This is a genomic window from Serratia sp. BW106, assembly GCF_002607755.1.
Lineage (GTDB): Bacteria > Pseudomonadota > Gammaproteobacteria > Enterobacterales > Enterobacteriaceae > Serratia > Serratia proteamaculans.
This window is the reverse complement of sequence record NZ_MCGS01000047.1, coordinates 1-8,913: the sequence shown is the minus strand read 5'-3', so window position 1 is coordinate 8,913 and position 8,913 is coordinate 1. Positions and strand designations below refer to the sequence as shown.

Sequence of the window (8,913 nt, the reverse complement as noted above, 5' to 3'; positions counted from 1 at the left end):
AATATGGTGCCCGGACTCGGAATCGAACCAAGGACACGGGGATTTTCAATCCCCTGCTCTACCGACTGAGCTATCCGGGCAACGCGCAGCATTAAACCGTATTGGCCGAAGGCAGTCAACGGCTTTGTGAATGAAATCAGGTAAAACGCGACTGGTTGCTGGCTTTTCGGTCAAAGGGTTCGAAAATTGTGCCGAGTTGGCTGCCATTCTGCGGCGGCGGTATACCGCCGCACACTGAATTAGCTTAACGCCCCGTTTCTGCGGCACTGGGCCACCTGCAAGATATCTTCCGCCAGCCGCTTGGCGACGGATACGTCCTGTAGCTGGCGTTTTACCAGCAGTTTGCTCAGGCAGCCTTCCTGGATCAGCTCCATTTGCTGCGCCACCATGTCGGCGTCGTCGGCATCCATTTCCCGCAGCAGATCGCGGGTCAGATCCAGCGAGGTGAGTTTCTGTTGCTCAGCCAGCTGGTGGATCGGGTGATCCACTTCCGGGAAGAAACTGCAGGCGGCGATAAACAGGCAGCCGGGGTAGCGGTCGTGTTTGACGTATTCTTCCAAAACGTCATAGCGTGCCAGCAGCTTTTGCTGTGGGCTCAGAGTCTCGTCCAGCAGTAACTGGCGGCGCCAGGTATCAATTTGCTGACCATGATAGCGCAGGCAGTCATACAGCAGCGCTTCGCGATCCGGCCAGAACCGTTTCAGGTCGCCCGGTTGCACCTCGAGTTTATCTGCCAGCATTTCCAATGTGGTGGTCGCCAGGCCCTGTTGTTCCAACAGCCCCAGTGCCGTATCAAGGACGTGTTCACGTTGCACTTGTGCTTCCTCCAAATTCGGTTCCGATCCTCAGTGTTATTTATTGCACCGTTTTCTGCAAATGCGCGTTGAACGCCGCCGCATCCATAAATCCGGTAACCCGTTGGGCCGTTAACTCTTGCCCGGTACCGTTAAAGAACAGAATCGTTGGCAATCCCAGGACTTTCAGGTGCTTAAGCAATGCGACCTGTTCGGCGTCGTTGGCCGTGACATCGGCCTGTAACAGCACCGCGTTAGCCAGCTTAGCCTGAACGCTGGCATCGCTGAAGGTATATTTCTCGAACTCCTTACAGGCGACGCACCAGTCGGCGTACAAATCCAGCATCACCGGCTTTCCCTGCGCCTGCTGTAGCGCCAGATTGAGTTGATCTACATTACTGATCCGCGTGAAGTTCAGGTGTTGCACCGCTGCCTGCTGTGCGCTGTTGGCGCCAAAGGCCCAGTCTTGCAGCGGTCGTGCGGCGATCACTGCCGCCGCCAGCAGCAATAATTGCAGTGCACGGACCCAACCACGAGAAGTCTTCAGGCTTAACGCAAATGCCCAACCGAAGAACGCCAGACCGAGCAGGCTCCACAACCGCAGTCCCCACAGATCGCCAATCACTCGCTCCAGCAGGAACACCGGCAGAGCGAGGATCACGAAGCCAAAGGCTTCTTTGACATACTGCATCCATGGGCCGCTGCGTGGCAGCAGGCGGTTGCCGAACAGGGTCACCAGCACCAGCGGGATCCCCATCCCCAGCGCATAGAGATACAAGGTGCCACCACCGGCCCACATATTGCCGCTTTGGGCGATGTACAGCAGGATCGCGCTGAGCGGCGCCGTGGTGCAGGGGGAGCAAATCAGTCCGGCCAGTGCGCCCATCAGGAATACGCCGGGCAGCGAACCGCCTTGCTGGCTGTTACTCCAGCCCGCCAATCGCGTTTGCAGCGAAGAGGGCAACTGCAGCGAATACAGACCGAACATCGACAGGGCCAGCGCGATAAACAGCACTGACAGGCCGATCAAGACATACGGGTGTTGCAGCGCCGCCTGGAACTGCAACCCGGCGGCGGCGACTACCAGGCCGAGCACCGTGTAGGTCAGTGCCATGCCCTGCACGTAAACCACCGCCAGCGCCAGTATGCGGCCGCTGCTGTGTGGCTTTTCACGCCCAAGGATGATGCCGGAAATCAAAGGATACATCGGCAACACGCAAGGGGTGAAGGCAATGCCAATACCAATCAGCAGCGCCCACAAAGGGGAGAACGGCAGACTGGCGGGTGCCGGTTCTTCCGGTGCGCTGGCCGGCGGTGCGGTTGAAGCACTCACCGCATCCAGAGGGATCACCCGCGTCTCCGGCGGATAGCAGAAACCCGCTTCGGCGCAGCCCTGATAAGTCACGCTCAGGCTGGCACCGCTGGCCGCCTTTTGCAGTGGGATCGGCAGATTCAGCTGTTGTTTGAAAATGGCGACTTCGCCGAAGAATTCATCCTTGTGGCTCAGCCCGGCCGGCAGCTCAAAGGAGCCTAACGTCGCTTGCTGTGGCACCAGTTTAATCTGCTGGCGATAGAGGTAATAACCGGGGCGGATTTGCCAGTTCAGCGTCAGCTGGTGGTCCTGCTGCTTAAAATCGAAAGCAAAAGCCTGATCGACCGGCACGAACTGGTTGCCGCCGTTCGGGGAGAATAGCGATGCCTGGGCCGCCTGCGGCAAAAAAAACAGGCTGCAAAGCAGGAATATCAATTTAATGAGGCGTTGATCCATAACAGGTAGTCTTTATCTCCAGCCATCACCGGCAGCACCAGCAGCTCGGGCGTTTGATACGGGTGATGTTGTTTCAGGTAGTTGAGCAGGGCGTCTTGATGGCGGCGATCGCTTTTGAACAGCATTTGCACTTCATACTCCTGTTCCAGTTTCCCTTCCCAGTAGTATAACGATGATGCGCCGGGCAGCAGCGTGACGCAGGCCGCCAGTTTTTCCCCCAGAACCCGGGCCGCCAGGTCTTGAGCCGTGCCCTCATCGGGTGCGGTGCAGAGTATGACGACAGCTTCGCAATCAGACATCTTCAGCCCTCTCATCCAGATTATCAGTGGGCACTATACCTTGAAGGGCGGTCGGCTAGAAGGCGAGTTTATCGCCAATGGGAAGGGGGGGGAAACCGGGGCCGCAGCCCCGGTGAAAGCATTACAGCATCACGCTACCCAGCAAGAAGCCGAACAGCACCGACAATATTACCCCGATGGTGCCGGGAATAAAGAACGGGTGGTTAAACACAAAACGTCCGATGCGCGTGGTTCCGGTGTCATCCATCTGTACTGCGGCGACCAGCGTAGGGTAGGTCGGCAGGATGAACAGGCCGGAGACGGCGGCAAAGGATGCGACGGCGGTCAATGGCGAGACGTTCAGCGCCAGTGCCATTGGCATCAGCGCCTTGGCGGTAGCGGCCTGAGAGTACAGCAGCGCCGAGCAGAAGAAGAAAATCACCGCCAGCAGCCACGGATGTGATTGGATCACGGCACCCGCAGTCTCTTTGATCCAGTCGATATTGGCCTGTACAAAGGTGTCGCCCAGCCAGGCCACGCCCAAAATACAGATACAGGCGCTCATACCGGCCTTAAAGGTGCTGGAGTTGAGCACCATATCGGTATCGACTTTGCACAGCAGGGTGGTCAGGGTGGCGACGCTCAGCATGATGATCAAAATCGCGTTGGTGGTGTTCATCAAGGGTTTTGCCACCAGGCCGAGACCCGGGCTGTTGATGATGGCGTAGGCCACCACGCACAGTACGCCCAACAGGAACAGCAGCACCGAGACTTTGGCGCGTGGTTTGATTTCCACCACCTTGTTGCCGCGCAGGGTAACCAGACCTTCTTCAAGGCGTTTCTGGTAAACCGGATCGTCAGACAGTTTGGAGTCGAACATCCAGCTGACCAGCAGCGACATCAGCACCACGGCGCAGAAGGTAGAAGGCATTACCACCATCAACAAGTGCAGATAGCTGACGCCGTGGCCTTCCATCACGGAGGACATGTAGACCACCGCAGCGGAAATGGGGGAGGCGGTGATGGCAATCTGGGCAGATACCACGGCGGTAGATAGCGGACGGCAAGGCTTGATGCCCTGTTCTTTCGCCACTTCGGCAATCACGGGCAAGGCAGAAAGCGAAATATTGCCGGTACCGGCGAAGATAGTCAGAAAATAGGTGACGATCGGCGCCAGAATAGTGATGTGTTTGGGGTTCTTGCGCAGCAGCTTTTCAGTTTGCTGCACCAGATAATCCATCCCGCCTGCGACCTGCATTGCCGAGATCGCGGCAATCACTGCCATGATGATGGAGATGACATCGAACGGAATGCTGCCCGGCTTCACGCCAATCAGTGCCAGGACCAAAACGCCGAGCCCGCCTGCAAATCCAATCCCGATACCGCCCAACCTGGCCCCTAAAAAAATGGCCAGCAGAACGATAACCAATTCTACGGCTAACATAGTGTCTACTCCTCAAAATAAGATTATTTGAAAATAAAAAGTTAAATTTTTGTGGGCGATGGAAAGTAAAAAGGCACGCTATCCAGAGGATTTAGCGTGCCTTTTTGGGCTACCGGGTGTGTCTGTTATTGTTCATTTTCATCCGTATAGCGTTTGGCTTTATAGGCCGGGTGCATCAGGTTCTCCACGGAGAAGATGTCATCCAGCTCGGCTTCGGTCAGCAGACCGCGTTCCAGCACCACTTCGCGTACGCTCTTGCCGGTTTCGGCACAGATCTTCCCGACGATGTCACCATTATGGTGGCCAATGAACGGGTTCAGATAGGTGACGATACCGATAGAATTGAAGACGTAGTGCTCGCAGACTTCTTTATTCGCGGTGATGCCGTTAATACATTTTTCCAGCAGGTTATAGCAGGCGTTGGTCAGGATGTGGATGGACTCAAACATCGCCTGGCCAATCACCGGCTCCATCACGTTCAACTGCAACTGGCCTGCTTCGGCCGCCATGGTAACGCAAGTGTCGTTGCCAATCACCTTGAAACACACCTGATTGACCACTTCCGGGATCACCGGATTCACCTTGGCAGGCATGATAGAAGAGCCCGCCTGCAGTTCCGGCAGGTTGATTTCGTTCAGGCCGGAGCGTGGGCCTGAAGACAGCAGGCGCAGGTCGTTACAGATTTTGGAGAGTTTGACCGCCAAACGTTTCAGCGCGCTGTGCACCATGACGTAGGCACCGCAGTCGGAAGTGGCTTCGATCAAGTCTTCGGCCAGCACGACCGGCAGATTACTGACTTCCGCCAGTTTCTGTACCGCCAATTGCGCGTAACCTTCCGGAGTGTTCAGAGCGGTACCGATCGCCGTGGCACCCAGGTTCACTTCCAGCAGCAGTTCGGCAGTGCGGTGCAGGTTGCGAGTCTCTTCTTTCAGCAGCACGCTGAAAGCATGGAATTCCTGACCCAGAGTCATAGGTACCGCATCCTGCAACTGGGTGCGGCCCATTTTCAGAATGGTTTCGAATTCTTTGGCCTTGTGGTCAAAACCTTCGCGCAGCTGGTTGATGGCGTCGATCAGCTTTTGGTTGGAAGCGTAAACGGCAATGCGGAAACCGGTAGGGTAGGCATCGTTGGTGGACTGGCATTTGTTGAGGTGATCGTTAGGGTTCAGGTATTGGTATTCGCCTTTCTGATGACCCATCAGTTCCAGGCCGATATTCGCCAGCACTTCGTTGGTGTTCATGTTCAGCGAAGTCCCTGCACCGCCCTGGAACACGTCTACCGGGAACTGATCCATACATTTGCCTTTATCCAGTACTTCATCACAGGCCTGGATGATGACATCGGCGATTTTGCGTGGGATGGTTTTTAGTTCTTTGTTCGCCAGCGCAGCGGCTTTTTTTACCATCACCATGCCACGAACAAACTCGGGCACATCGCTAATTTTGCTATTGCTGATATAAAAGTTTTCAATCGCACGCAGAGTGTGAACACCGTAATAGGCTTCTGCGGGGACTTCACGTGTTCCTAACAGGTCTTCTTCGATACGAATGTTATTTGACATGAGAACCTTCTTTATATTGCTGCCGAATTAATTAATTGTCAGGTAACCAAATTATGTTGCCGAAGGCTTCAGGCGTGAAACGATTAACCACAGTGCCCGTTGCTGCCCAGATCATATGCTGGTTAGTAATAAATGACTGAATCCAGATCACCTTCTTAGCCTTCTAAAATCACGTGTTTTCCGTTCTGTGATCTCATTCACGTTTACTAACTTTAGCAATAAAAAAGGGCCTTTGGTTGAAATGACCATCGGCTGACCCCATTGTATTCAGGTCGGCCGTTTACCGGCCCCTTTTTCGCGTCGTCGCCTCCGTGCGGCGGCGTAGATCTACCAGAGGAGAACCAGGTGCGCTGGTTACCGTTACTGCTGATATTTCTGTTGGCATACATAGAAATATCTCTATTTATCAAAGTCGCCGCCGTCATGGGCGTGGCGATCACCCTGTTGCTGGTGGTGTTCACTTCCTGCGTTGGTATTTCGCTGGTGCGTAATCAGGGCATGAAAACCTTCATGCAGATGCAACAGAAGCTGGCCGCGGGTGAAAGCCCAGCGGCGGAAATGGTAAAGAGCGTTTCACTGGTGTTGGCGGGCTTCCTGCTGCTGGTGCCGGGGTTCTTTACCGACTTCCTGGGTCTGTTGCTACTGCTGCCGCCGGTGCAGAAGTCGCTGACGCTGAAGCTGATGCCGCATCTTTCGGTCTATCGTCCTGGCGGTTGGGGACCGGGCGGGGATGCTGCCAACGGCAATACTTTTGACGGCGAGTTTCAACGTAAGAACGACGATCGTTACACGTTGGATCACCAGCCTGACGATCACGACAAACCTAACGATCGATAAAAAAACGCGGCCCAGGCCGCGTTTTTTGCATCCGTAGCCCAGTATGGCCATCAAAAGCGAAAATTTTTTTGTCTGGCCCCTTGAAGGGGGATGGAATGCCCCCATTTCAAATCCCACGAGGCCGGTAATAACAATCCGGTGACAACCCTAAATCTGATAGAGACCTTCTTACAGGAGAGCGTTCAATGAGTATTCGTCCATTGCATGACCGCGTTATCGTCAAGCGCAAAGAAGTTGAATCAAAATCTGCTGGCGGCATCGTTCTGACTGGCTCTGCAGCGGGTAAATCTACTCGTGGTGAAGTAGTAGCCGTTGGTAAAGGACGTGTTCTGGAAAGCGGCAGCATCCAGCCGCTGGATGTGAAAGTTGGCGATATCGTGATTTTCAACGACGGTTACGGCGTGAAAGCAGAGAAGATCGACAATGAAGAAGTGTTGATCATGTCCGAAAGCGACATTCTGGCAATTGTTGAAGCGTAATAACGCTTTATCTTCTGAACTGAACGAGTTGAAGGGAAATACCAATGGCAGCTAAAGACGTAAAATTCGGCAATGACGCTCGCGTGAAAATGCTCCGCGGCGTGAATGTTCTCGCTGATGCAGTAAAAGTGACCCTGGGCCCGAAAGGCCGTAACGTAGTGCTGGATAAATCCTTCGGCGCTCCTACCATCACTAAAGATGGCGTATCTGTTGCTCGTGAGATCGAACTGGAAGACAAGTTCGAAAACATGGGCGCGCAGATGGTGAAAGAAGTTGCCTCTAAAGCGAACGACGCTGCGGGCGACGGTACCACCACTGCAACCGTATTGGCTCAATCCATCATCACCGAAGGCCTGAAAGCAGTGGCTGCCGGCATGAACCCGATGGATCTGAAGCGCGGTATCGACAAAGCGGTTATCGCCGCTGTTGAAGAGCTGAAAAAACTGTCCGTACCTTGCTCTGACTCCAAAGCCATCGCTCAGGTAGGCACCATCTCTGCAAACTCCGACGAAACCGTCGGTAAACTGATTGCAGAAGCGATGGAAAAAGTGGGCAAAGAAGGCGTTATCACCGTTGAAGAAGGCACTGGCCTGCAAGACGAGCTGGATGTTGTTGAAGGGATGCAGTTCGACCGTGGTTACCTGTCTCCGTACTTCATCAACAAACCAGAAACCGGCTCTATCGAACTGGAAAGCCCGTTCATCCTGCTGGCTGACAAAAAAATCTCCAACATCCGTGAAATGCTGCCAGTACTGGAAGCCGTGGCGAAAGCCGGCAAACCACTGCTGATCATTGCTGAAGATGTTGAAGGCGAAGCGCTGGCTACCCTGGTGGTTAACACCATGCGCGGCATCGTGAAAGTGGCTGCGGTTAAAGCACCTGGTTTCGGTGACCGTCGTAAAGCCATGCTGCAGGACATCGCTACCCTGACTGGCGGTACCGTAATCTCTGAAGAGATCGGTCTGGAGCTGGAAAAAACTACCCTGGAAGATCTGGGTACGGCTAAACGCATCGTGATCAACAAAGACACCACTATCATCATCGATGGTAATGGTGAAGAACCTGCGATTCAGGGCCGTGTGTCCCAGATTCGTCAGCAGATCGAAGAAGCAACTTCTGATTACGACCGTGAAAAACTGCAAGAGCGCGTAGCAAAACTGGCTGGCGGCGTTGCGGTAATCAAAGTCGGTGCAGCTACCGAAGTTGAAATGAAAGAGAAGAAAGCTCGCGTTGAAGATGCTCTGCACGCAACCCGTGCTGCAGTAGAAGAAGGCGTGGTTGCTGGTGGTGGTGTTGCACTGATTCGTGCAGCGTCCAAACTGGGTGAACTGCGTGGCGTGAACGAAGATCAGAACGTGGGTATCAAAGTTGCGCTGCGCGCAATGGAGTCCCCACTGCGTCAGATCGTTCTGAACTGCGGCGAAGAGCCATCTGTTGTTGCTAACACCGTGAAAGCGGGCGAAGGTAACTACGGTTACAACGCAGCAACTGAAGAATACGGCGACATGATCGCGATGGGTATCCTGGATCCAACCAAAGTAACCCGTTCTGCTCTGCAGTACGCGGCTTCTGTGGCTGGCCTGATGATCACCACCGAGTGCATGATCACCGACCTGCCAAAAGGCGACGCTCCTGATTTAGGCGGCGCTGGCGGTATGGGTGGCATGGGCGGCATGGGCGGCATGATGTAATCATCCCCCACACGTTTGTGTGCTGAAAACCCCGGTCAATTGGCCGCAATGCCGATCAGT

At 54.5% G+C, this 8,913-nt stretch carries 8 protein-coding genes and 1 tRNA gene; 3 read left to right on the top strand and 6 right to left on the bottom strand.

Translation table 11 applies throughout. The features are described 5' to 3' along the window. Positions 1 to 4: 4 nt before the first annotated feature. From BEI65_RS24240 to aspA, 6 genes are all read right to left on the bottom strand, one after another. Positions 5 to 80, bottom strand: a tRNA-Phe gene (locus tag BEI65_RS24240). A 159-nt stretch (positions 81 to 239) separates the two neighbouring features. Further along, positions 240 to 815 carry a transcriptional regulator gene (locus tag BEI65_RS24230; protein ID WP_099065434.1) on the bottom strand — a complete coding sequence of 192 codons (576 nt, stop codon included), beginning with the start codon at positions 813 to 815 and terminating at the stop codon, positions 240 to 242. 40 nt (positions 816 to 855) lie between these two features. Next, positions 856 to 2,562 carry a protein-disulfide reductase DsbD gene (locus BEI65_RS24225; RefSeq protein WP_099065433.1) on the bottom strand — a complete coding sequence of 569 codons (1,707 nt, stop codon included), beginning with the start codon at positions 2,560 to 2,562 and terminating at the stop codon, positions 856 to 858. After that, a complete protein-coding gene (gene cutA / locus BEI65_RS24220; RefSeq protein ID WP_099065432.1) occupies positions 2,538 to 2,861 on the bottom strand; it encodes a divalent cation tolerance protein CutA in 324 nt (107 codons plus the stop codon). Before cutA ends, BEI65_RS24225 begins: the two co-directional genes overlap by 25 nt. Positions 2,862 to 2,982: 121 nt before the next feature. Further along, positions 2,983 to 4,284 (bottom strand): anaerobic C4-dicarboxylate transporter, encoded by a 1,302-nt coding sequence (locus BEI65_RS24215; RefSeq protein ID WP_085119363.1) that lies wholly within the window; start codon positions 4,282 to 4,284, stop codon positions 2,983 to 2,985. Positions 4,285 to 4,409: 125 nt separating this feature from the next. Continuing rightward, positions 4,410 to 5,846: an aspartate ammonia-lyase gene (gene aspA, locus BEI65_RS24210; RefSeq protein ID WP_099065431.1), complete on the bottom strand. Its 1,437-nt coding sequence runs from the start codon at positions 5,844 to 5,846 to the stop codon at positions 4,410 to 4,412. A gap of 345 nt (positions 5,847 to 6,191) precedes the next feature. Between aspA and BEI65_RS24205 the strand changes: the two genes are divergently transcribed. The 3 genes from BEI65_RS24205 to groL all read left to right on the top strand — a co-directional run bounded on the left by BEI65_RS24205 (position 6,192) and on the right by groL (position 8,853). Then, positions 6,192 to 6,683 carry an FxsA family protein gene (locus BEI65_RS24205; protein WP_099065430.1) on the top strand — a complete coding sequence of 164 codons (492 nt, stop codon included), beginning with the start codon at positions 6,192 to 6,194 and terminating at the stop codon, positions 6,681 to 6,683. A gap of 185 nt (positions 6,684 to 6,868) precedes the next feature. Then, positions 6,869 to 7,162, top strand: coding sequence for a co-chaperone GroES (locus BEI65_RS24200; RefSeq protein ID WP_085119369.1), 294 nt, complete (start codon positions 6,869 to 6,871; stop codon positions 7,160 to 7,162). 44 nt (positions 7,163 to 7,206) lie between these two features. Further along, positions 7,207 to 8,853: a chaperonin GroEL gene (gene groL / locus BEI65_RS24195; RefSeq protein WP_099065429.1), complete on the top strand. Its 1,647-nt coding sequence runs from the start codon at positions 7,207 to 7,209 to the stop codon at positions 8,851 to 8,853. Positions 8,854 to 8,913 lie beyond the last annotated feature (60 nt).